Source organism: Acidovorax sp. M14, from assembly GCF_049331375.1.
Classification (GTDB): Bacteria; Pseudomonadota; Gammaproteobacteria; order Burkholderiales; family Burkholderiaceae_C; genus Acidovorax.
Genome location: NZ_CP186263.1, coordinates 2,934,366 through 2,957,040, shown reverse-complemented (window position 1 = coordinate 2,957,040; position 22,675 = coordinate 2,934,366). Strand labels below are relative to the sequence as shown.

The window sequence follows — 22,675 nt, the reverse complement described above, 5'->3', positions numbered from 1 at the left end:
CCGTGAGAAAGAGGGTGCGCGGAGGGTCAGCCCTCCGTCCCGTGCCATCGCCACCCGGGCGTCACGTCAGCTGCGGTTGCGGCTGGCGGCGGGGTCGCGGGGTTCGGTTTCGATGTCGGGTGCGCGTTCGCTGCGTTCGGGCTTTTCCACCTTGCCCAGCACCGAGGGCGTGCCCTCGATCTTGTTCTCCCGCATGTAGGCGTCCATGTCCTTCCAGCCTGCAAACACCGAGGCCTTGGACGCCTTGGGGTTGAGGGTGTAGCAGTCTTCCAGCCCCCGCAGTGCGTGGCGGCAGGCACCCCCGATGGCCTTGGCCTCGGCATCGCGTTGCGCCACGCGCGGATCAGGGCCCAGGCCCGGGATCTTGTCGCAGCCGGCAAGCAGCAACAGGCCCGCCAGAACCATCAGGCGCAATGCGGTGGAGGGGCTTTGTGGACACATGTACTTGCATTATCGGCACACTGGCCGCGCTATTGAGGCTTCATCTTGGTGCTTGGCCCACAAAAAAGGCTCCCGAGGGAGCCTTTTGATGGACGTCAGGGACGACTGGCAGGGCTCAGTCGCGCTCGCCACCCATGATGCCCAGCAGGGCCAGCAGGCTCTGGAACACGTTGAAGATGTCCAGGTACAGGGCCAGCGTGGCGCTGATGTAGTTGGTTTCGCCGCCGTCCAGGATCTGCTTCAGGTCATACAGCATGTAGGCGCTGAAGATGCCGATGGCCAGCATCGAGATCACCATCATCCCCACGCCCGAGCCGACGAACACATTGATGATGCCGCCCACCATGAGCACCAGGGCGCCCACCATCAGCCACTTGCCCATGCCCGACAGGTCACGCTTGATGACGCTGGCCAGGCTGGCCATCACGAAGAACACACCGGCCGTGCCGGCAAATGCAGTCATGATGAGGTCGGTGCCGTTCTTGAAGCCCAGCACCATGCCGATCATGCGCGACAGCATCAGGCCCATGAAGAACGTGAAGGCCAGCAGCACCGGCACGCCAGCGGCCGAGCGCTTGGTCTTTTCGATGGCGAACATGAAGCCGAACGCGCCGCCCAGGAACACGATCAGGCCCAGGCCGCCGGTCAGCGAACGGGTGATGCCTGTGGCCACGCCAATCCAGGCGCCCAGCACCGTGGGGATCATGCTCAGGGCAAGCAGCCAATAGGTATTGCGAAGCACCTTGTGGCGCTCTTCCTGCGAGATGCCATAGCCCGCAGAGTGGCCCAGGGTGGTGACTTGGTCATTCATCTTGTGTCTCTCCTTGTTGGCCTGCACGACGCAGACGAGAGAAATTCTAGGGTGAGAGCGTTTTTTGCCCCCCAAAAACCGCACCCGGTCACCTACTTTTGGTAAGGATACTTTCACCCTGGCTGGGTGCAACGGCGCGGGGGATGCCGGTATGCTCGGCTCTCTTTGTGTGTCGGGCGGCCTGTGGCGCCTGGCTTCCTCCCCATCTTTCGGATATCTCCATGAAAACCAAGCACGAACTCGAACTGGCCGACGTCAAGGCCGTGGCCGCCGCCGCTGAAGCTGAAGCCCTCAAGAACAACTGGGCCGTGACCATTGCCATCGTGGACGATGGCGGCCACCTGCTGTGGCTGCAGCGCCTGGACGGTGCAGCGGCCGTGTCGTCGCACATCGCCCCATCCAAGGCCCGCACGGCCGCTCTGGGCCGCCGCGAAAGCAAGGTGTATGAGGACGTGATCAACGGCGGCCGCACCTCGTTCCTGAGCGCACCCACCATTGACGGCCTGCTCGAAGGCGGCGTGCCAATCATGAAGGACGGCCAGTGCCTGGGCGCCGTGGGCGTGAGCGGCGTGAAGTCCACCGAAGATGCGCAGATCGCCCGCGCGGGCATCGCAGCCCTGGGCCTCTGATTCGGTTGCACTCCCAGCAGGGATTGCATTTGCTCCTAATTTGATAGCTGCAAGCGCATATTCCACTAGCGCGTGGTGCCAAAAAGGCTTCAAAACCTGTGGGAGCATAAAAAAACCGGCCTGTGGGCCGGTTTTTTGTTGGCGGGGCCGGGGGCAGCAAAAAAAGCCTGGCTACGCGGGCGCAAACCCGTTGGCTGGCAAAAACGACCCTTTCGAGCTTGTTGCAAGCCCGGGAGTCGCCCCACGATGAAACTATTTGGTCAGGATGAGCTTGCCCAGCTTGGTGGCCTGCAGGCGGTACACCGAGCCGTTGTGGCTGATGGCGACAGTCTTGTGGCCTTGCAGCAGCACGCTGCTGTCCAGCGCGGCGGTGGCGCCCTGCGCGCCGGACGACGATGCCTCGCCAGATGCCGGGGCGCCAGCCGGGTCGGCAGACGCTGTGCGGCGGAGCGGGGCGGAGGTCAGGGAGGCTTGCATGGAGGTTTCCTGGGTCATTGCAGTGCGTTTTGTTAATGATAACGATTCGCAATTACAAGTCAAGCGAACTGTGTGTTTCTTTTTGTTCCTGCGCCTGACCTGCATCAGGCGCAAGGCCGGGGCTTTGTGCGCTGCGGGCGCCGGGTAAGCAGGCGATGAGCCCGCTGCAGAAGCCCAACCTCTTTGCCGCCCGCCAGCGCGTCCCCTCATGGGTAGGCTGGCAGGGCGCGCAGCACGCACAGGGGGCTGCAGCTAGCTGTCACCGTGCCGTTACTGCCCCTGTGGGTCCGTCACAAACCCGATCTTGCGCACGCCAGCGCGCTGCGCGGCGGCCATGGCCTGGGCCACGAATTCGTAGCGCACGTTCTTGTCGCCACGGATGTGCAGGTCCGGCTGGGGCTCCTTGGCGGCCTCGGCCTGCAGGCGGGGGAAGAGTTCTTCTTCGGACACCTGCGATTCGTTCCAGAAGAACTTGCCATCGGCCGACACCGACAGGCGCACGGTCTCGGGCTTGACGTTCTCGGGCTGGTTGGTGGCGCGGGGCAGGTCCACGTTCACCGCGTGTTTCATTACCGGCACGGTGATGATGAAGATGATGAGCAGCACCAGCATGACGTCCACCAAGGGCGTCATGTTGATCTCGTTCATCACGTCATCGGTGTCGTCTTGGGTTCCAAAGGCCATGGCTTAGCTGCCTTTCTTCATGGGCAGCACCTTGCCGGGCTCGCCAGCGTTCACGCGGGCGCCGGTCACAAAGTAGGCGTGCAGGTCATGGGCAAAGCTGTTCAGGCCGTTCAGGATGGACTTGTTGCCGCGCACCAGCGCGTTGTAGCCCAGCACGGCAGGGATGGCCACGGCCAGGCCCAGGGCGGTCATGATCAGCGCCTCGCCGATGGGGCCCGCCACCTTGTCGATGGTGGACTGGCCCGAGGTACCGATGGCCAGCAGCGCATGGTAGATGCCCCACACGGTGCCAAACAGGCCGATGAACGGGGCCGTGGAGCCCACCGACGCCAGGATGGCCAGGCCCGAGGACAGGCGGGCGGTGAACTCGTCGATGCAGTTGCGCAGGCAGCGGGTCACCCAGTCGCTCACGTCCAGGCTGTCGTGCAGATGGGCCTTGGTGTTGCGGTGGTGGGCGGTGGCTTCGCGGCCCTCCAGCGCCAGGTGGCGGAAGGGGTTGGTCGGGTCGGCGCCCAGCTTGGTCAGGCCAGCGGCAAAGTCTTCGCTGTGCCAGAAGTCCTGGGCGGCGCGGGCGTGTTTCTTGAACTTGATGATGTCCAGCGCCTTGATGAGGATGACGATCCACGAGGCCAGCGACATGGCCAGCAGCAGGATGGCGACGGCGCGGGTGACAAAGTCACCCTGGATCCAGACGTTGGCGATGCCGAATTGCGATTCCATGAAAACTCCCTGAGCGGTGATTGGTTTATTCGAGAACAAAGTTGACGGGGACGAGGTTCCACATGGCCTCGGGCACGCCGTTGCGTTTGCCGGGCACAAAGCGCCAGCGCATCACGGCGTCCTGGGCCTGGCGGTCCAGCCGGTCAAAGCCGCTGGACTTGTTGACCTCGACTTTCTGCGGCACGCCGTCGGTGCCGATGAGCACCCGCAACACCACCTTGCCTTGCTCGCCCATGCGTTTGCTGATGGCGGGGTAGCTGGGCTTGGGGTTGTTGAGGTAGGCCGCGTCGCTGGACGGCAGCTCGATCTTGGGCGGTGCAGGCGGTGCCGGCGGCGCAGGCGCGGGGGCTGGGGGCGCCACGGGGGCCTCGATGGGCGGCGCGGGTGGCTGGGGTGTGGTGATGCCCGTGGGGGCATTGGGCGCAGGCGTGGGGTCGGCAATCGCCACCGGCATCGGGGCCGGGCGCGGCGCGGCCTTGGGGGCTGGCTTGGGCGGCGGAGGAGGGGCCGGTGGCGGTGGGGTGACCTTGGGCGGGGCGGGTGGTGCGATGAATTCGCTGAGCAGCTCGGCCGGCACGATCACTTCGGCCGCCTTGCGTACCAGGCCGGACTGCAGGGCCCAGATGCCGGCCACATGCAGCGCCACCACGGAGCCGACGATCACGGCATTGCGGCTCACACCACCGGGGGAGGCAAAACGATCAGGGTGAGACATAAAACGAAAGGAAGGGCAGCGCCGCCCCTAGCATAGGGCGGACGCTGCCGGGTAAACCCGGATTATTTGCGAAAGATCCACCAGGCCGAACCTGCGACCAGGATCAGGCTGCCTGCGAGGGTAGAGAGGAGTTCCATGACTTGCTTTCCAGGATGGAGCTGGCAAGCTGGATCGTCTGCGGCGCCGCATCGTTGCGCAAGGCGGCTACCGGGTTCGAGACACTGCACTGCGCTACCACGTCGCGGGCGCAGCTTTCGCAGCATCCGCATTGGGTAGCCACGCCCAGTTCGAACTGGATCTCATCGAAGCTCATGCCGGCACGGGCATGGCGGGCAATCTCACGGTCCGAAACCCGGCGGCAAACACAGACGATCATGGCGGCAGGCAGTGTGGCTGGCTGTTGAAAGGATGATTGAGATTATAAATACGAATCTATCGCATTTGCAATAAATCATTCCTGCCGACAGGGGGAACGTGACACCTGCCTTTGGCGGGTTACCGATACCCCCGCTTTAGCCTGGGCCCGATGGGGCTCCGTCCTGCCCCTCCAGCAGTGCAGGCGCGGCCTCTGCCAGGGTGGCGCAGCCGGTCAGTGCCATGGCGGCCTCCAGCTCGTCGCGCAGCAGGCGTAGCACATGGGCCACGCCCGCCGCCCCTGCATTGGCCAGGCCCCACACGGCAGGGCGACCCACCAGCACGGCCGATGCGCCCAGCGCCATGGCCTTGAGCACATCGGTGCCGCGCCGGATGCCGCCGTCCACCAGCACCGGTACCGCGCCGCCCACGGCCTGCACCACGCGAGGCAGGGCGGTGGCGGTGGCGGGGGCCGTGTCGAGCGTGCGCCCGCCGTGGTTGGACACGATGAGGCCCGCCGCGCCCACCGACACGGCCTGGCGCGCGTCGGCGGGGTGCAGCACGCCCTTGAGCAGCACCGGCAGCCGGGTGATGGACTGCAGCCACGCGATGTCGTCCCAGGTGGGTGCATGGTGCAGCAGTCCGTCGAACAAGGTGCTCTGGCCGGGGCTCAATGCGGAAGGGGCGGGGACCTGTAGGCCCGTCAGGTTGACCGGGCCCACGCCAGGCGGCAGCCGAAAACCCGCGCGCCGCTCCCGGTCGCGCACGCCGCTGGTGGGGGCGTCCACCGTGAGCACCAGGGCCTCGTAGCCGGCCGCTTCGGCGCGCTGCACCAGCGCCTGGGTGAAGCCCCGGTCCGGCTGCAGGTAGAGCTGAAACCACAGCGGGCCGCGCCCCGGGTCGGGCAGCACGGCCTGGGCCACGCTCTCCAGCGACACGCTGGCCTGGGTGCTGAGCACCACGCCCGCGCCCAGCGCTGCTGCGGCGTAGGCCATGGCCAGTTCGCCATCGGGGTGCGCCAGGCGCTGGAAGGCCACGGGTGCGAGCAGGATGGGGTGCGCCAGCGTGCGGCCCAGCAGCGGCACGCGGGTGTGCCCACCCGCCAGCGGTCGCAGCACGCGGGGCCACAGGGGCAGGGCGTCCCAGGCGCTGCGGTTGGCGCGCAGGCTGATCTCGTCGGCCGCACCGCCGCTGAAGTACGCCCAGGCGTTGTCGTCCAGCTGAGCGCGCGCGTGCTGCTCGTGGTCGGCCAGGGTGACTAGGCCCGGAGGGATGGTGTGGCGTGCAGGAAGTGGGGTCATACAAACAAAAATAGCACCAAGCGCTAGTGGATCATGCGCTGGGTGCTATCAAAATAGTAGTTTTTTGGGGTGTCTCATACCCCCAGTAGCTGCAGTGGGGTAGGAGCCTACGGTTCACACATCGGCCCACATGCGCAGCAGGTTGTGGTACGTGCCCGACAGCGCGATGGCCGACGGGTCGGTGTCGCCGTGGGTCTGGCGCAGCTTGAGCAGGGCCATGTCCATGTCGAACAGCAACTGGCGTTGCTCCAGCCCGCGCACCATGCTCTCCACCCAGAAGAAGCTGCTCACGCGGTGGCCCCGCGTGACCGGTGCGACCTGGTGCACGGTGCTGCTGGGGTACAGGATCATGTCGCCCGCAGGCAGCTTGATGCGCTTCTCGCCCAGGGCTTCTGCAATCACCAGCTCGCCGCCCTCATAGTCCTCGGGCGGGGTGAGGAACAGCGTGCACGACAGGTCGCTGCGCACCCAGCAGTTGTCGGCGCGGGAGTGCATGACGGCGCTGTCCACGTGGTTGCCATAGAAGTTGGCGCCGTCTCCGTACTTGTTGAACAGCGGGTTGTAGATGCGGCGCGGCAGAGCCGCCGAAAAGAAGAGGGCGTTGCGATTCAACGCGGCCTTGACCAAACCCTGGAGCTGGGCGGACAGCTCGCTGGCTTGTGCCAGCTGCAAGTTGTTTTTCTGGTGCACCGCCTGGCCGCCCGCGCTGCGGGCGCCATCCACCCAGGGGGCATCGGCTGCCCAGAGCTTTTGCCGGAAGAACGCGACCTCGTCGGCGGTGAGAACGTCTTGGATGTGCAGGAACATGGAGCCATTGTGAACCGGTCCCGGGCGGTGCCGGGGCCGGTTCATTCGAGGGACTTCAGAGGTGCGTCAGAAGCGTGTCTTCAGCGTCAGCTGCACAGCGCGCGGGGCACCGGGCGTGTAGAAGCCGCGGTACAGGCCTTCGGCATACGTGCGGTCGAACAGGTTGCTCACGTTCAGCTTCAGCGAGGTCTTGTCGTCAAACGCGTACTCGGCCATGGCGTCCACCACCGCAAAGCCGCTGGCGTACACGGCGCGCGAGCCCTCGGGGTTCTGCTTGGCGCGGTACGTCAGGCCGGCGCCCACACGCAGCTTGGACGTGACGGCATAGGTGCTCCACACGCTGCCGCTGTGCTTGGGCGTGAGGCCGGGGCGGTCGCCCTGCACCTGTGCGCCGCCGCCGTTGGAGGCCAGCACCACGTTGCTCTTGTCGATCTTGGCCGACGGGATCCAGGTGTGGTTGAAGAACAGTTCCCACTTCGGTGTGAGGCGGCCGGCCAGGTTGAACTCCATGCCGGTGGCGTGGCGCTTGCCCGAGAGCAGTTCCTGCGCGGCAGCGGTGTCTGGGTCGGTGTTGCGCTCGTTGTACTTCTGGCTGTAGAAGGCGGCCACACCCAGCAGGGCGCGGCGCTCGAACAGCTCGAACTTGCCGCCGACTTCGATGTTGCGGCTCTTTTCCGGGTCGGTGTTGGCCGTGCGCGCCGTGGTGGCACCGGGGTTGCCAAACTGGTAGGTGTCGCCCGAGGTGTTGTACGAAGTGCCGTACGACACGTAGTACGAGGTCAGCTCGTCAGGCTGGAAGATCAAGCCCATGCGGGGGCTGAACAGGCTGTCGGAGCGCGAGTTGCTCAGGTTGCCTGCGGCATTGCGGTACGAGGCGCGGAAGTTGTCGTAGCGCAGGCCGCCTACAAGCTTGAGTGTGTCGGTCAGCGAGACCGTGTCCTGGAAGTACAGGCCCAGGTTGCGCGATGTGAAGGTGTTCCACTGCACCGGCGCACGGCCGTCGGCCACCCAGGCGCCATCGTTGGGCGTGCCCACGGTGGTGGTGGGGCGGGTGGTGGTGTTGGCGTAGTTCTGGTTGCGCTTGGCGTCGTCGTCGTAATAGTCCACGCCGGTCAGCACCGCGTGCTTCTTGCCACCCCAGGTGTAGGTGTTGTTGTAGTCGCTTTGCACCTGCAGCACGTTGCTTTCGCCCACGCGGCCTTTGGAGCCACGGGTCAGCACGGTGCTGCTGTTGATCTGGTCGAGCGTGATGGCGCTGTTTTGGAAGCCGATGGTGCTGGCCAGCAGGTCGCGCTCGTACTTGCCGTAGCGCAGGCGCGTGGTCAGCTCGCCGTTGTCGTCAAAGCGGTGGATGTGGCCCAGCGTGACGTATTGCGAGGTGGTGTCGTTGTGGTCGCTGGCCAGGCCGTAGTACTTGCCCGCTTCCAGCGGCATGTTGATCTTGCCGTCGGCCGAGAGGCGCCAGGGGTGGTTGTAGAGCGGGCGGCCCTTGGATTCGAGGTAGTACAGGCCGATGGAGAACTCATCGCGCGTGCCGATGCCCCAGGCAAACGTGGGCGCAATGCCGCGCTTGTCCTGCTTGGCGCCGTAGTTGTCGTACTCCTGCACCATGGCGTTCAGGCGGAAGGCCGCGTTCTCGCCCGTCACCCAGTTGAAGTCGCCCGTGGCGCGGTGGTACTTGCCGGTGCCCAGCGTGTAGCCGGCTTCGTGCTGGTCGATCAGCAGCGGGTACTTGTTGACCTGGTTGACCACCCCGCCGGTCGAGCCCTTGCCAAACAGCATGGAGGCCGAGCCCTTGAGCACTTCGATACGGTCGTTGTTGAAGGTGTCGCGCTCGATCAGCGGAGCGTCCTTCATGCCGTCCACGTAGATGTCGCCTGCCAGACCCAGCGAAAAGCCGCGCAGGCGCACGTCTTCTTCACCGGTCTCGCCGGACTGGAAGGTCACGCCCGCGGTGGTGCGCAGCACTTCGCGGAAGTCGTCCTGGTTGCGGTCGTTCATCAGCTTTTCGGTGAACACCGTCACGGACTGTGGGATGTCCTTGATGTCCTGCTTGCCCTTGCCCACGGTGGTCTTCTTGATGAGCAGGGTGTCCTTGCCCTGGACTTCGGCGGTTTCCTTCACCGTCACGGTGGACAAGGTGGTTTCTGGCGTGCTGGTCTGCGCCATGGCGCCCATCGAGGCGGCCAGCATCAGCGCGCCCAGCGGCAGCAGGGCCTTGTCGGACGATGCGGCTTGCGAGGGCACAGCAGCGGGAGAAACAACAAATGCGGGAGAAGAACGCAGCATGCCGCTGCGGCGCTGGGCGCGAGATTTAGCCAAGAGGGCCTCCGTCAATAGGGGTGTGCAGGTGGCGCGCAGGGGCACCAAGAGCAGGCGAGAGGCAGTGGCTAGATCAACATGGCTGTGCGTCGTCGTGCAGCTTTATGTTACATCAAATGCGGGTCATTCTCATTTGCATTGATGCGAGCGCGCCACACTTCGACAGGGTAGGGACGTAAAAAAACCGGCAGAGCCGGTTCTTTTACGGGTGCGACACAGGTCGCAAAGCGCCAGGGCTTACTTGACGTGCTTGCCGATCAGGCCAGCCAGTTCAAACATGGAGACCTGGGGCTTGCCGAACAGCTCCTTGAGCTTGGCGTCGGCGTTGATGTTGCGCTTGTTGGTGGCGTCCTGCAGGTTGTTGGCCTTGATGTAGACCCACAGCTTGCTGATGATCTCCGTGCGCGGCAGAGGTGCCGAGCCCACCACAGCGGCCAGCGCGGGGCTGGGCGTGAGCGCCTTCATGAATGCGGCGTTGGGGGTCCGCTTCTTGGCGGGTGCAGCGGCCTTCTTGGCTGCTGGGGCTGTGGTTGCCGGAGCTTTTTTTGCAGTTGCCATGTTGGGTTGTCCTTGTTGGGAATAAATTTTTACCAGCGAAAACGACGCTTTCCCACTGGCAGGCCGATGCTAATGGGAAAAAAACGCGTTTCCAAGGGAGAAACGGCTTTTTTTGCCTCGATTTGTAGCGGTGGCGCCGCGCAGCGTGCAGCAATTCGCCGCAGGGCCGCGCCAGCCTTGACAAAAGCCCATGGCTGGGTGGCCTGGCCTATGCCTGCGTGGAGCCGTGGCTGTCAGGGCTTGTATTGCGCCGACAATCTTGGCTTGGCCCGTTTCACTGACCCACTCTTTGAAAGATTTTGTCCCTATGTCCGCAGCTTCTAACCCTCCCTTCTCCACCTGCGATTTCTGCGATGTGCACAAGGCCGATACGAGCGGTGCGTTCCGCGTCTTGCCGCCTGTTTTCCAGAGCTATGGCGGCAAGCCGGTGTTTGCGGGCCCGGTTACCACGGTCAAATGCCACGAAGACAACTCCCTGGTCAAAGCCGCCGTGGAGTCGCCGGGCGAGGGCCGCGTGCTGGTGGTGGATGGTGGGGGCTCCCTGCGCCGCGCGCTGGTGGGTGGCAACCTGGCGGCTGCAGCGGCGCGCAACGGCTGGGCGGGTCTGGTGGTGGATGGCTGCGTGCGCGACGTGGCCGAACTGAACGCCGCTGGCGTGGGCATCCGGGCGCTGGCGCTGATGCCGCTGCCCACCGAGCGCCGGGGCGAAGGCCAGCGCGATGTGGCGGTGCTGATCCAGGGCGTGTGGGTGCGGCCCGGCGACTGGCTGTATGCCGATGCCGACGGCATCGTGGTCAGCGCGCAGGCGTTGACTACTTGACGGTTGGTGTGCAGGTCAGGATTGGTCGGGGCGGTCGCCCCGACCAACGCGCAGTGCTGCGCGCGAGGGCAGGGTGGCCAGCAGCACGCTGGCCAGGGCGATGGCAAAGGCAACCAGTTGCATGCCCGTCAACGCCTCGCCCAAGAACAGCACGCCCACCATCGCCGCACTCATCGGCAGCATGACCGAGAAGACGCCGCCCTGCGCTGCGGGCACGGCCTTGAGCCCGGTCATCCACAGCCACACCGTCCACATGCAGGCGGCCAGCGCGTAAAACAGCAGCAAGACCCAGGTGCCCCAGCCTACCGAAGCAAACGGAAAGTCCAGCGCCAGGTACAGGCCAAACGGCGTCGTCAGCACAAAGCCCCACAGGTTGATGAGCGAGGTGATGCGCTTGGGCCCCAGGCTGCCGGTGAGCTTCTTGCCGATCACTGTGTAGGCGGCCTCGCAAACCACGGCCCCCAGCAGCAGCATCTGGCCCCACCAGGCGTGGTTTGCAGTGTTTTTGGCTCCAAGCGCTGGTTCCATATGCGCTGCGCGCTCTGGTTTTGATAGTGAAAACAGGGCGATGCCCACCACTGCGCAAAGCACTGCCATCCAGGTGCGGGGCGCCACCCGCTCACCCAAAAATGCCCAGCCCATCAACGCCACAGCCGCAGGAATGGCCGCCATGGTGACGCCTGCCGAAACCGCATCGGTCAGGCTCACTCCGTAGATCATGCAGATGGTGAACAGAAAGTTACCCAGAAAGGACTCCAGGAACAGCAGCCGTTTCGTCTGTGGTGTCAGTGGCGGCTCGTTGTCGGGCTTCTTGAGCCAGTGCAGCATGGCGATGCCCCCGATGCCAAAGCGCATCCAGGCCAGCAAGAGCACGGGCAGCACGGCCGCGAGCGGTTTGGAGAGTGCCACATAACTGCCTACCAGCGACATGCTGAGGGCCAGGCACAGATAGGCGAAAGGGCGGCTGGGCGGAGGCGTATTCACTAGACTGGGACGCTGTTCAAACAAAAAAGACTGCGCATCATGCCCGAGCCTTCTTCGCCAGTTGCAGCCCCACGCCATGTGTTTGTGTACGGCACCTTGCGCCGCGGCGGGTCGAACGACATCACGCGCTTGTCGCCTGCGCCGCGCTGGGTGGGGTTTGCGCAAGTTTCAGGGATGCTGTTCCATCTGGGGGCTTACCCCGGCATGACCCTGGGCGGCGACCGGCCGGTGCATGGCGAGGTGTATGCCATCGAGCCCGCGCTGGAGACCGTTCTGGATGCCATCGAGGGGTTGGGAGGAAACCACCCGACCGATGAGTACCGCAAGCGCGAAATTGCGGTGACGGTGGAGGGCCAAGCGCTGTCTTGTCTGGTGTACGAGATCCATCCCCGATATGCGCAGGGCGCACGCCAGATCGAGCATGGTGACTGGCTCAGGGCAGTTGGCGCTACACCCATCTGAATTCTCACAATACGAAAGTTGAATTTCTTGATGTGGGATGCGATAGATGTTGCATTGCCGCAATTTTTCTCGATATGAGAAATCAATTTCCATATCGAGAAATCACGTGTTTAAGTGGTTGTTTTGAAAGAAGAAAATTTATCTCTTCTATAAGACATAAGAGCTTGTGCAAGTCTTATAGAAGACTTAAAGTTGTCTTCAAGGGCGGCACACAGCAGCCCGGCGTTTTCAACCAACCCCTGGAGTGATCTCATGCCCCAATCCCTCAACGAACAACTGAGCCGCGAACAGCAAATTGCCGCCCTGGAAAAAGACTGGGCGACCAACCCCCGCTGGAAGGGCGTGAAGCGTGGTTACTCCGCAGCCGACGTGGTGCGCCTGCGTGGCTCGCTGCCTATCGAGCACACGCTGGCCAAGCGCGGCGCTGAAAAGCTCTGGGACAAGATCAACGGCGGCGCCAAGAAGGGCTACGTGAACGCTTTCGGCGCCATTTCTGCCGGTCAAGCCATGCAGCAAGCCAAGGCCGGCCTCGAAGCCGTGTACCTGTCGGGCTGGCAAGTGGCTGCCGACGGCAACACCAGCGAAACCATGTACCCCGACCAGTCGCTGTACGCGTATGACTCGGTGCCCACCATGGTTCGCCGCATCAACAACACCTTCAAGCGCGCTGACGAAATCCAGTGGGGCCGTGGCATCAACCCAGGCGACAAGGAATTCATCGACTACTTCCTGCCCATCGTGGCCGACGCTGAAGCTGGCTTTGGCGGCGTGCTTAACGCCTTCGAGCTGATGAAGAACATGATCGCTGCAGGCGCAGCCGGCGTGCACTTTGAAGACCAACTGGCTGCCGTGAAGAAGTGCGGCCACATGGGTGGCAAGGTGCTGGTGCCCACACAAGAAGCCTGCGAAAAGCTGATCGCTGCACGCTTTGCCGCTGACGTGATGGGCGTGTCCACCATCGTGCTGGCTCGTACCGACGCCGAAGCCGCCAACCTGATCACTTCCGACCACGACGCCAACGACAAGCCTTTCCTGACCGGCGAGCGTACGCAAGAAGGCTTCTACCGCGTGAAGAACGGTCTGGAACAAGCCATCAGCCGTGGCGTGGCCTACGCCCCCTACGCGGACCTGGTGTGGTGCGAAACCGGCGTGCCAGACATCGGCTTTGCCCGTGAGTTTGCGCAAGCCGTGCACGCTGCCTGCCCCGGCAAGCTGCTGTCGTACAACTGCTCGCCATCGTTCAACTGGAAGAAGAACCTCAACGACAAGCAGATCGCTTCGTTCCAGGAAGACCTGTCGGCTCTGGGCTACAAGTACCAGTTCATCACCCTGGCTGGTATCCACATCAACTGGTTCAACACCTTCCAGTTCGCCCATGCATACGCCCAGGGCGAAGGCATGAAGCACTACACCGAAATGGTGCAAGAGCCAGAATTCGCAGCACGCGAAAAGGGCTACACCTTCGTGTCGCACCAGCAGGAAGTGGGCGCAGGCTACTTCGACGACGTGACCACGGTGATCCAGGGCGGTTCGTCCTCCGTGAAGGCCCTGACGGGTTCGACCGAAGAAGAGCAGTTCCACTGATCTGACACACCTTGGCGCTCGGTCGGGCGCTGAGGTTGGTTCGATGAAAACCACCAGATGCTTCGGCGTCACGGTGGTTTTTTTGTTTTCAGCGGCGCAGTTTGAGGTCGGAGTTGCCACGCCAGTCACAGTCTGCGGATGGCTTAGTTCCGTGAACCGATTGTGAATGGCCGCCCCTATGTGCATCTCGGTGAGCTAACGTTCAAACGTGCGCGGTACGACCCGCCCGGCAGGCCCTCTATGCGGTGGAGTCTTGGCTCAAGGTCTCATATGTCCGACTGTCAGCATATGACGTGCTACAACATGTGCATTAAGGTTGCGAACTGAAATACTGCGGGAGGAGATTGTGTTCAACAGATTGAGGCGCACAAGCGTCATTGAGTCTGCCAGCACTCCGTTCCTAGAAAGGGCGAGACTGGCCTATACGAGCCTTAGGACGTCGGTGCCAGTTTTTGTCGGAGTAGTGGGCATCCAGCCTCGTGGCCTTAGCCACCTCTTCAACCGATCAGAGTAGCTAGCCGATGACCACGACAGCGACGAAGCCAAAGCGAATTGACTACACGGACAACCAGCACAGCATCTTGTACGCGGAGACGGGGGGCTGCTGTCCTTTGTGTAGGGCTCCAATTCTCTTCCGTAAGCCCGGGGCTAAGAAGATCACGAAAAGCTACGAGATTGCTCATATCTTTCCCCTCCATCCTACGCCCGCTCAAAAAGCGGCGCTCGCCGGGCGGACGCCCCCTACTGACATCAACGGTCTAGAAAACGTTATTGCGTTGTGCCCGACCTGTCACACACGCTTCGACAAAAATTTCCAGATTACTGAGATGGACCGCATCCGAAAGGTAAAGGATGGGTTCCTAGCTAATGCAAAAGCCAAGGAGACGGCGGCCCAATATGTAATTCAACAAGAGGTATTTGGAATACTCGACACCATCGCGACTATGGGAAGTGCCATTGCAACGATACCGCCTGTGCAGTTCGATATATCCACCATCGAAAAAAAGCTTCGAAATGACATGAGCCCGCTGCAGCAGAGTGAAATAAAGCTCTATGCAACTAGCTACTACATCCGGATTCGAGATCATATTCGGCTTCTTGAGCAAAATGACCAGCTTTCAATAAGAATTCTGCAGTCGCAAATAAAAACTTACTATCTTGAGATGCAGCGACAGCATCCTAATAATAAAGATGCTGTTTTTAGCTATGTGGCTGAGTGGATAAGCGGCAGGACAGGAAAAGCACTAATTGCAGCCAGAGTTCTTACTTCCTTCTTTGTCCAGAATTGCGAGGTATTTGATGTTGGTGCCTAGTAAATTCACAAGACTTGAAGAGTCCACCATCTTCAAGATGGCGAAAATTCTACGAGGTAGGCCTGATTATGAGAGTTTGTTGGAGCTTTATCACCGAACCCGAGGCGTTTTTCAAGACGCAAGTGAGTTCCTCCATGCAGTTGACGCACTATATGTACTCGGAATGCTAGAGGTAGACGAATTGGGGCAGGTTAATTATGCTTAAAGCAATAAGTTGTGAGTATTTTAGCCAGGGTGAGATTGTTTTTCGTAAAGGGCTGAACATTGTTTTGGGAGATGATGATGCACGAAATTCCATCGGAAAATCAACTGTTTTAATGGTAATTGACTTCGTCATGGGAGGAACGACCTTTCTCAAGGATGAAGCAGGCGTTATTCGAGAGCTGGGGCATCACTATTACAATTTTTCTTTGGAATTCAATGGTAGGATTTTTTATCTCTCACGCGATACGGCGTCGCCGGAGATAATTCATCTTTGCGATGATGAATACATTCGGATTGGCGAAAAGTCACTTGATGAATACAAAAAATTCCTGGAGTTAAATTACGATCTGGAAGGCCTGGAGACATCATTTAGATCGATAGTTAATCCCTATTCGCGGATATGGAGAAAGGGAGGGCTTGATCCGAATCAGCCGTTTATCGGTGCCGCCAAAGAGGCGAACGCTATAGCAATTTCTAGAATTATTGATATGTTTGGGCGAAGCTCGGACATAGCTGCCGAGCGGGCTGTCCTTGAGGCGCAGAAGGAGAAGAAAACACTTATAAATAAATCTATGGGTGCAAATATAATTCCAAACATTAACAAGAAAAAGCGCGAGGAGAATATTCGGCTGATCGAAGAGAATGCTGGGAAAATTCGGCAACTCAAGGATGGTTTTGGCGGCGCTTTAAATGCCTATGAATCACTATTTGACGAAGAACTTAAGAAACAGCAATACCGAAAAAATGATCTATCAGCATCTCGCGCTGAGTTGCAGAACAAGATTCGGCGTTTGCAAAGAGAGATGTCTGGAATCACCCCTCGGCTTGCTGCAAATATCACGCTTTTGACAGATTTTTTTCCCGCCATCGATGTTGAGCGCTTAGAGCAAGTCGAAGCGTTTCATCAGAAAATTGGAGCGGCTGTTAAAAAACAATTAAAAGAAGAACTCGCGAATGCACAGCTTGAAGACGAAGCCATGGGCGCTGAAATTGCTGCCATTGAGAGTTATATTCAGGTAAGACTTAGCTCCAGGGGGATGCCTGACGATATTTTTAAACAGGTTTTTGATCTGAAGGAAAATACAGACAGAGCGATAGAGGAAAATAAACATTATGACCAGAGGGTAAACCTGGAGGATGCTATCAAGGCTACCAGTGCAAGACTCGACGGAATATATAAAAAGATTTTTCTCGAACTTGAAAATCGTATTAACTTAAAGCTGAAGGCCTTTAATGCAGTTGTGTATGGTGCATCCAGGGCTAGTTCAGAGTTGCGTTTCAAAAGCGCCAGTTCATATCAGTTCACATCCCCTGCGGATTCTGGAACGGGGGCGTCTTATGCAGGCTTGATCGGATTTGACCTTGCAATGCTCTCGCTAACGAAGATTCCTTACATCATCCATGACTCGGTTATCTATAAAAACATTCAAATAACAGCGGTCAAGAGAATTCTGCGCATCTTTGCGGCAGCTAAGGCAAAGCAGACTTTTATATCATTCGATGAAGGGAAGAAGTACGGCCAGGATTTTGTCGCGTTCCTTGAGCGCTTCACTGTCTTGAAACTAGCTCATGACAAGTTGCTTTACAAGAAGGACTGGCGTGACCGCAAGTGAGGCCATCGTCACTCGCCTTGTGTTCAGAATCAACTGTTAGGATCTTGATGAAAATGGAGGCGTCGACGGATTAGGCGTTAGGTATTGAACAACCAACGCAGCTCTAAGATGTGCAACCGAAGGCGGTCGATCTATAGACCGCCGCCCCATTGGTACGGCCGAAGTACTTGAGAGGGACAACGGCTAGCCTTTGTGCCAGAGGAATGGTGGCGGAGACGGTCCTTCACGCCTACGTCGACGCCGAGGACTGAATCGCCCCAGTTTTTGAGGAGGCTCTTTTCTTGTGGGTTCCTCCGGAGGTGTCAAGTACTAAGCTCGGCGAAAAACGGGCACTCACTCACTGCTTCGCTGATGCATATGCAAGCGGCGAACTGAAAAGGCTCTGCGTAGACTGGAATTGACACCGATCCCGCCACAGCCCCCCACACCGAAAGACCCGGGGACACTAAAGCAGAGGACTACCGTCTAGGAATTCGATCAACTCAACTCGTGATTCATCGCACCCCACCGGGCGCCCCTGGAGCAATCCTCAGGCGCTTTTTCTTTGTCTGACCACTTCATCAAAAAGGAAAGCCATCTATGCAAACCTACCGAGACCATGATGTCCTTGAGTAAATAAAAATTGTTAAACAACTAACTTTAACTTGAGAGGTAAAAATGAAAATTCAGGAGCGTGAAAATAATTATCTGTTTTGCATAGGCGCAATTGTTTTTGGAGTGATTTTTCTTGCGGCTTGTACGAAGAATGTGTCAGTTGATGCAGGTGATATTGCAGTACTTTCCGACGCTTGCAAGGCCTTAAGCAAAAAAGAGGCAAAGGATGCTTGTTATGTCTCTCTTGCTAAAATCGCTGGTGATGCTGTAAAAAATATAAAGATAGAACCAGAATTAGGGATTGCGAAAGAGGAGATCGCTTTCAAGGGTGTCCCTCTGGATAAGCCAGATCGAATGGAAGATTTAATGGCGATCTGTAGGCAGGTTAAAGACAATTTAGAAAGTGTTAGCTCTGGCTACAAGAAGGAAAGCCAATGTAGAGCTTCAGATGGGCGTACGTGGTTTCAGGTTGGTTATGGGTCTTTGGAGAAAGCGTATTTGCACTTTAAGTTAGGCGATGCGGGGGAGTTATTAAATGTGTGGGGTAGTTTGAAAAACTACGAAGTCCAGCCCTTGGTAACTGTTTTGTCGGAAAAGTACGGTCCGCCGAAAATTCAAGAGGAGGAAGTTCGAAATGGATTGGGTAACACTTTCAATAAGCAGGTAATAACTTGGATTGATCATAGTGGTAATATTATATTGATAAATAGTATTTACGATAAGGTGGATGAGGGGCGTTTCGAGATTCAATCTGCTTCTTACTTGAAAGGTAATGTTGATAAGGCAATACAAAAAATTAATGCTGGAAAAGAGCGGTTATAGTATTGGTGAATAAAACGTATTTTCATAACCCGATCGCATATAGCTGGGTTCAACTGTTATAGCAATTTAAACAGGACCAACTGGCGCCCCTGGAGCAATCCTCGGGCGCTTTTTCTTTGTCTGACCACTTCATCAAAAGGAAAGCTGCCTATGCAAACCTACCGAGACCACGACGCCTTGAACCGACTGGCAAGTACCGAGAATGCTCTGGGCCTTCACACTCTGGTGGCTGAACGGCTGTCAGAAGAAGCTTTCACCGAGATCAATGACTGGGCATCGCTGCTGCATGTCGTAGTGATGGACCCGGAAGACACCCCCCAGGCCCTGGAGCAGCAACTGGGCTTCACCGTCCTTCATAACCGCTGGAATGGACTGGCGAACGATCACCCCGACTTCACGCCCTCCTGGGATGCGCTGGAGGTGTACGAACATTGGTATGTGCTGACCTTCATCCTGAGTGACGACGGTTTCGGCATTGTGGTGTTCATGCCCCGGGGTATCCCCCATGCACTGGCATTGCTCTGCGATCGCTATGCCCAGGAGGGCCACCCCCGATGACAAAGCAAGCCCTACCGCAACACCTGCTGGAACCACCTCACAGCGACCACCAAGCCACCTTCGGGTGGCATTTTTTTGCTCATCCCAAACTGAGAAAAACCGCGTATCTGAAATGAGGAATGTTCCTCGACAACCCATCAAAAGGACCACCAATGACAGATGCCAATCAACCCGATACCAATCCAGAAACCATCACCATCACTACCCTGCGCACCGACCAGTGCCCGTCCTTGTCCAGCCGCTCCACGCTCACCTACGAGCTGGGAAATGATCCCGAACGTCGCCTCCACCTGCGTGTGACCCACAACACCGGCAAGGGGCACCACAACCCTTCCTGGGTCGCCTATGACGCTGTAGAGCCTTTGTTGATGGCGGCGACAACGCTATCCGCATCGGCCTTGGCAAAGCTCTTTGCGGGCACCTCGGTGAACACCGCTGGCTTTGTGATGGCGGTTCTCAAGCACCTGGGGGTTCTGCAAGCAGTGACGGACAAGCGGCATGCCTACCAGTACGTGGAAGGAGTCGATTGGAAGGCCCTGCTCCAGGCGCCCAATCCATCCGCCATTCAGTCCGCCAAAGAGCCCACCAATCAGCCCACCAATCAGCCCACCACCCGTCCTGTGAAGGATGACAAGGCTCGCGGTAAGCGGGCAGGGGCCTTGGCCGCTCCATAAGCCAGCCTCTGCGAACACCTGCAGACCCCCTCATTGCAAGCGGTAAGTCCACCCACCGGCGACACCCTCGCCCGGACCTATTACCTCTGCCTTGCTTTAGGAGTCTTCATGGCCGCTTTACTTGCCGCTTCCCTGACCACTGTTCTCGTCCTTCACCTCATGGCCTCCGGCGCCCGCTGGTTGTGCCTGGTGGGACTGGGCCTCTTGGTCTATGCCTTTCCGTTGCACTTCCTCGTGATCGTGCTGATCGCTGCGGGGCTTGTGTACTACCTCGACACCCATAGAAAGAAGTAATTTCATGACTTATCAAGACTGCGTTCTCACTGCCGCCACTGCCATGCTGGACCGGGACATTCCGGTAGAGCTTTTGCCCCTGACTATCACCAGCCATGCAGCAGGCCTCCTCGGGTGGGAGGCGGAGCGCCTGGGCACCCCGGCCTGGGACTGATACCCGACCCATCACCCCGCAGCAACCTGCCCGTCTGCGGCCAACCTGGGCAGCTCTTGCCCGCCTCCCGGACCCGGCCCTCGCGCGCTGGCCTGCCGGAACCCCTCTCCCAGGAACACCCTGAAGACGAATGCCGTGTGACACGGAGGCTTTGCCGTGGGTGATCGAGGGAGGGACGCAAAAGAGATACCCCGGGGTGGTGCCGCATGGTGCTGCTCCGGGGTGGCTCGGTCTTTATTTTTGCTGTCGCTAGTCGTACAGCTTTCTAAGTTGCATAGATGTACGAACTTTGCTGAACCGGCACTTGGGAGCCGCGCATGCAATGTGCAAATCTATGGTCCATGCGAGCATAGTGTGCAATTTGGCGACTTTAGCCAAAGGCATCGCTGCGAAGTTGGTTAATACAAAAATGCAACTAACTGACGGTGATGCGACCTATACTCCGCTCCACGTGCCTCCTAGGGCGTCTTTTCGGAGGTCTCGCAGAGGCTGTGGCAGGTGGCCGCAAAAGCCCCGAGTGCCCTTCGCATCATGAAATTGGAGAGCGTTCTTCAGGGGGATGAACATGAACACGATGATCCGCTGCGCTGAGAGGCAGCGTTTGCGATCTCAAACGATTGATGATGAGGACCATTGAATGGAGAAGAGTTTTGTGTGGGATATGGAGGAGAGTGAGAGCGCGCTCGGGCATTTGGCTGCTCCCAGCAAGTGCGCGGGAGAAAGTCTAGTCGCCACAGATGGCGATGCGGGAGCTGAGAGCAGCTTTGCGCAAGCAGGACTGGTGCCAGCGCCTGGTCAAGCAGATCAGGTCGATGCGGACGTTAGCGCTGCAATCGCTGACATCATTGAAAAAACGCGCAGCAAATGTGGCGCTCCGTTTGAGCCTGAAGCGCTTCGCACTTTGCATGCGTTGCGTGAGGGAGACTTAGCTGAGTGGATGGAAGTTCGCACGACGCTCAAGCAAGTCAACAAGGGTGTTTCGCTCTCGCAATTGGACAGCGAAATGCGTAAGTTCGCGAGAAAGCAAAAGAAAGTTGTGCCGACGCACCACGGCTATGCAATGGACGTTCTTAAGCACATGGCCATCGGACTGTTCAACCCGGTCTCTGTCAGGGGGACCCTGTACATACCCCGCGCAAACTCAAGGCTGTGGGAGCCGCTGTCATTTGGCGAACTCGAAAAGGTCGTGGCAGAGCTTCATGACGATAAAGAGAACTGCCTGCGCCAGGAGGACTACTGCAGCATCGCAAGCCACGCGCGGGCTATCGCAACCAACGATACCTTCTTTGAGAAAGCTCCCGAAGGTGTGGCGTGCCTGCGTAGCTTCTACAGCGCACGGGACGGGAAGGTTTGCAAGGAGCTTCTGAGCTTGAAACACCGCCAAACAGTGGCGCTGGACTTCGAGCCGGAGGACCTTCCTACCCCGCTGTATGACGCGTTCATGCACGAAACTTTCTGCTCCAAGGTGGAGGGCGAAGAAGAGGGGCAGCGGCGCCTTATGGAGGAATTTGCCGGTGCAGTAATGCTGGGGGTCGCCCACCGGTATGAAAAAGCATTTGCCTGGCTGGACCGTTATGGGCGCGCTGGAAAGGGCACCCTGGAAAAGATCTACAACAATCTGGTTCCCGACGAGTTGTGTTCCGCCGCATCTCCCACCTTGTGGGGCAAGGAGTACTACTTGGCGATGATGGCGGGGAAACGTCTGAATGTGGTGGGCGAGCTGGCGGAGCATCTTCCTATCCCCGCCGCTGAGTTCAAGTCGGTACTGGGCCGCGACGAGGTCGTGGGAAGGTTTCCAACGCAGCCGCCCTTCACGTTTCGGAACACGGCTGGACACCTGTTCATGAGCAATCACATGATCAGAACCAATGACCACTCGGCTGCATTCTTCTCGCGCTGGCTGCTGGCGGAGTTCCCCAACAGCCGTCTCAAAAGCGGTTTGCCACTGGATGCCGGTCTATCGGATCGCATCGCCAAGAGTGAAATGCCCGGTATCGCCTACAAGGTGCTGCAAGCGGGAGCTCGTGTGCTTCAGCAAGGAGGCTATTCGCCCTCCAAGGTGCACGACCGTCTGATGGCTCAGTGGCAGCGCTCGGCCAGTTCCGTGGATGAGTTCATTCATGAATGTTGCGAGTTGGGAGCTTCGCTTCACTGTCGGCGGTCCTCGCTGTATGCAACATACCGCTCATGGTGTGAAGAGAACGGACGCAAGCCCTTTGCCAAGAGTGCCTTCAAGGAAAAGCTGGAATTCAACCTGCAGTTGGGTATCAAGCTGGCGACGCTGGATGGCTACGAGATCTTCCGGGGTATACGCATGAAGCCCGATCTGACTGCTGAGTCGGATTTGGAAGGCCCTTCGGTTCCCGCCCCGGTCAGCGATCAGCCTGCGGACTTTTGAAGGTCCTGCACAGCCACCTCCCCAGAAGTGTGAAAAGTGGGTTTTTCGCCGCCAAACTTTGGTAGGAAAGAGAAAACCCCGGGCTTTTCGGCGACCCAATGGAACCTGTAGCCAATGACCATATTGGTGATCCCGTCGCTGCGCCAATCCCTCTGCATGTAGAGCAGAGCGGCACCTTCCCAGTCCTCGCCGTGCCGTAGCAAGCCAGCTGGGCTTTGCTGCTTTCTCGCTTCCGCCTCTCGTCCATCCCGCCCCTTGTGCTGCTGCGCAGGTCGCGGCGTGGGCGTCCTCTTCGACACAGGCTTGGTCAAGACATGGCCGAGTCCTTCGTCGCACTCATCGACCCCTTCCTTCAATCCGCGCCCTTGAGCGCATCCATCAA

The 22,675-nt window shown here is 59.2% G+C and carries 25 protein-coding genes; 13 read left to right on the top strand and 12 right to left on the bottom strand.

Translation table 11 applies throughout. The annotated features are described in order from the left end of the window. Positions 1–66: 66 nt before the first annotated feature. Both ACOYR4_RS13775 and ACOYR4_RS13770 read right to left on the bottom strand, forming a co-directional pair. A complete protein-coding gene (locus ACOYR4_RS13775) occupies positions 67–441 on the bottom strand; it encodes a hypothetical protein (protein ID WP_060985215.1) in 375 nt (124 codons plus the stop codon). A 115-nt stretch (positions 442–556) separates the two neighbouring features. Then, positions 557–1,252, bottom strand: coding sequence for a Bax inhibitor-1/YccA family protein (locus ACOYR4_RS13770; protein ID WP_015014565.1), 696 nt, complete (start codon positions 1,250–1,252; stop codon positions 557–559). A gap of 221 nt (positions 1,253–1,473) precedes the next feature. On the opposite strand from ACOYR4_RS13770, the gene ACOYR4_RS13765 reads away from it, so the two are divergent. Further along, positions 1,474–1,881, top strand: coding sequence for a GlcG/HbpS family heme-binding protein (locus ACOYR4_RS13765; RefSeq protein WP_015014564.1), 408 nt, complete (start codon positions 1,474–1,476; stop codon positions 1,879–1,881). 252 nt (positions 1,882–2,133) lie between these two features. Here ACOYR4_RS13765 and hemP read toward each other — a convergent pair whose 3' ends face one another. The 9 genes from hemP to ACOYR4_RS13720 form a co-directional block, all read right to left on the bottom strand. After that, positions 2,134–2,358, bottom strand: coding sequence for a hemin uptake protein HemP (gene hemP, locus ACOYR4_RS13760; protein WP_422846979.1), 225 nt, complete (start codon positions 2,356–2,358; stop codon positions 2,134–2,136). Between the two features lie 270 nt (positions 2,359–2,628). Further along, positions 2,629–3,042 (bottom strand): ExbD/TolR family protein, encoded by a 414-nt coding sequence (locus tag ACOYR4_RS13755; RefSeq protein ID WP_015014562.1) that lies wholly within the window; start codon positions 3,040–3,042, stop codon positions 2,629–2,631. Between the two features lie 3 nt (positions 3,043–3,045). Beyond that, positions 3,046–3,762 (bottom strand): MotA/TolQ/ExbB proton channel family protein, encoded by a 717-nt coding sequence (locus ACOYR4_RS13750; RefSeq protein ID WP_015014561.1) that lies wholly within the window; start codon positions 3,760–3,762, stop codon positions 3,046–3,048. A 25-nt stretch (positions 3,763–3,787) separates the two neighbouring features. Further along, positions 3,788–4,477 carry an energy transducer TonB gene (locus ACOYR4_RS13745; protein ID WP_422846978.1) on the bottom strand — a complete coding sequence of 230 codons (690 nt, stop codon included), beginning with the start codon at positions 4,475–4,477 and terminating at the stop codon, positions 3,788–3,790. Between the two features lie 103 nt (positions 4,478–4,580). After that, a complete protein-coding gene (locus tag ACOYR4_RS13740) occupies positions 4,581–4,853 on the bottom strand; it encodes a (2Fe-2S)-binding protein (RefSeq protein ID WP_056063825.1) in 273 nt (90 codons plus the stop codon). A gap of 136 nt (positions 4,854–4,989) precedes the next feature. Further along, the gene (locus ACOYR4_RS13735; protein ID WP_422846977.1) at positions 4,990–6,132 is read right to left on the bottom strand and encodes an alpha-hydroxy acid oxidase; all 1,143 of its coding nucleotides are present in this window, start codon (positions 6,130–6,132) and stop codon (positions 4,990–4,992) included. A 114-nt stretch (positions 6,133–6,246) separates the two neighbouring features. Continuing rightward, positions 6,247–6,939 carry a Fe2+-dependent dioxygenase gene (locus ACOYR4_RS13730; RefSeq protein ID WP_060986085.1) on the bottom strand — a complete coding sequence of 231 codons (693 nt, stop codon included), beginning with the start codon at positions 6,937–6,939 and terminating at the stop codon, positions 6,247–6,249. A gap of 66 nt (positions 6,940–7,005) precedes the next feature. Further along, a complete protein-coding gene (locus ACOYR4_RS13725) occupies positions 7,006–9,228 on the bottom strand; it encodes a TonB-dependent receptor (RefSeq protein WP_291443144.1) in 2,223 nt (740 codons plus the stop codon). Positions 9,229–9,498: 270 nt separating this feature from the next. Continuing rightward, positions 9,499–9,819 (bottom strand): SWIB/MDM2 domain-containing protein, encoded by a 321-nt coding sequence (locus ACOYR4_RS13720; RefSeq protein ID WP_015014555.1) that lies wholly within the window; start codon positions 9,817–9,819, stop codon positions 9,499–9,501. A gap of 307 nt (positions 9,820–10,126) precedes the next feature. On the opposite strand from ACOYR4_RS13720, the gene rraA reads away from it, so the two are divergent. After that, a complete protein-coding gene (gene rraA / locus ACOYR4_RS13715; RefSeq protein ID WP_422846976.1) occupies positions 10,127–10,639 on the top strand; it encodes a ribonuclease E activity regulator RraA in 513 nt (170 codons plus the stop codon). Positions 10,640–10,654: 15 nt separating this feature from the next. Here rraA and ACOYR4_RS13710 read toward each other — a convergent pair whose 3' ends face one another. Continuing rightward, complete coding sequence (locus ACOYR4_RS13710) at positions 10,655–11,569, bottom strand: DMT family transporter (RefSeq protein WP_422846975.1); 915 nt, start codon at positions 11,567–11,569, stop codon at positions 10,655–10,657. Between the two features lie 93 nt (positions 11,570–11,662). Here ACOYR4_RS13710 and ACOYR4_RS13705 point away from each other — a divergent pair, with 93 nt between their 5' ends. From ACOYR4_RS13705 to ACOYR4_RS13655, 11 genes are all read left to right on the top strand, one after another. Next, on the top strand, positions 11,663–12,085 hold the full coding sequence (locus ACOYR4_RS13705) for a gamma-glutamylcyclotransferase family protein (protein WP_422846974.1): 423 nt from the start codon (positions 11,663–11,665) through the stop codon (positions 12,083–12,085). Positions 12,086–12,337: 252 nt separating this feature from the next. Then, a complete protein-coding gene (gene aceA, locus ACOYR4_RS13700; RefSeq protein ID WP_015014551.1) occupies positions 12,338–13,669 on the top strand; it encodes an isocitrate lyase in 1,332 nt (443 codons plus the stop codon). 521 nt (positions 13,670–14,190) lie between these two features. Further along, positions 14,191–14,982 (top strand): ABC-three component system protein, encoded by a 792-nt coding sequence (locus ACOYR4_RS13695; RefSeq protein ID WP_422846973.1) that lies wholly within the window; start codon positions 14,191–14,193, stop codon positions 14,980–14,982. Continuing rightward, positions 14,969–15,187, top strand: coding sequence for an ABC-three component system middle component 7 (locus ACOYR4_RS13690; RefSeq protein ID WP_422846972.1), 219 nt, complete (start codon positions 14,969–14,971; stop codon positions 15,185–15,187). The genes ACOYR4_RS13695 and ACOYR4_RS13690 overlap by 14 nt, the downstream gene beginning before the upstream one ends. Beyond that, the gene (locus ACOYR4_RS13685; protein WP_422846971.1) at positions 15,180–16,799 is read left to right on the top strand and encodes a DUF2326 domain-containing protein; all 1,620 of its coding nucleotides are present in this window, start codon (positions 15,180–15,182) and stop codon (positions 16,797–16,799) included. Before ACOYR4_RS13690 ends, ACOYR4_RS13685 begins: the two co-directional genes overlap by 8 nt. Positions 16,800–17,456: 657 nt before the next feature. Further along, positions 17,457–18,215 (top strand): hypothetical protein, encoded by a 759-nt coding sequence (locus ACOYR4_RS13680; protein WP_422846970.1) that lies wholly within the window; start codon positions 17,457–17,459, stop codon positions 18,213–18,215. Between the two features lie 150 nt (positions 18,216–18,365). Continuing rightward, complete coding sequence (locus ACOYR4_RS13675; protein ID WP_422846969.1) at positions 18,366–18,773, top strand: hypothetical protein; 408 nt, start codon at positions 18,366–18,368, stop codon at positions 18,771–18,773. 119 nt (positions 18,774–18,892) lie between these two features. After that, the gene (locus tag ACOYR4_RS13670) at positions 18,893–19,447 is read left to right on the top strand and encodes a hypothetical protein (protein WP_422846968.1); all 555 of its coding nucleotides are present in this window, start codon (positions 18,893–18,895) and stop codon (positions 19,445–19,447) included. 108 nt (positions 19,448–19,555) lie between these two features. After that, positions 19,556–19,741: a hypothetical protein gene (locus ACOYR4_RS13665; RefSeq protein ID WP_010458148.1), complete on the top strand. Its 186-nt coding sequence runs from the start codon at positions 19,556–19,558 to the stop codon at positions 19,739–19,741. 4 nt (positions 19,742–19,745) lie between these two features. Next, entirely contained in the window at positions 19,746–19,895 is a 150-nt protein-coding gene (locus ACOYR4_RS13660) for a hypothetical protein (RefSeq protein ID WP_010458146.1), read from the top strand. Positions 19,896–20,532: 637 nt separating this feature from the next. Next, positions 20,533–22,293, top strand: coding sequence for a DNA primase family protein (locus ACOYR4_RS13655; protein ID WP_422846967.1), 1,761 nt, complete (start codon positions 20,533–20,535; stop codon positions 22,291–22,293). Positions 22,294–22,675 lie beyond the last annotated feature (382 nt).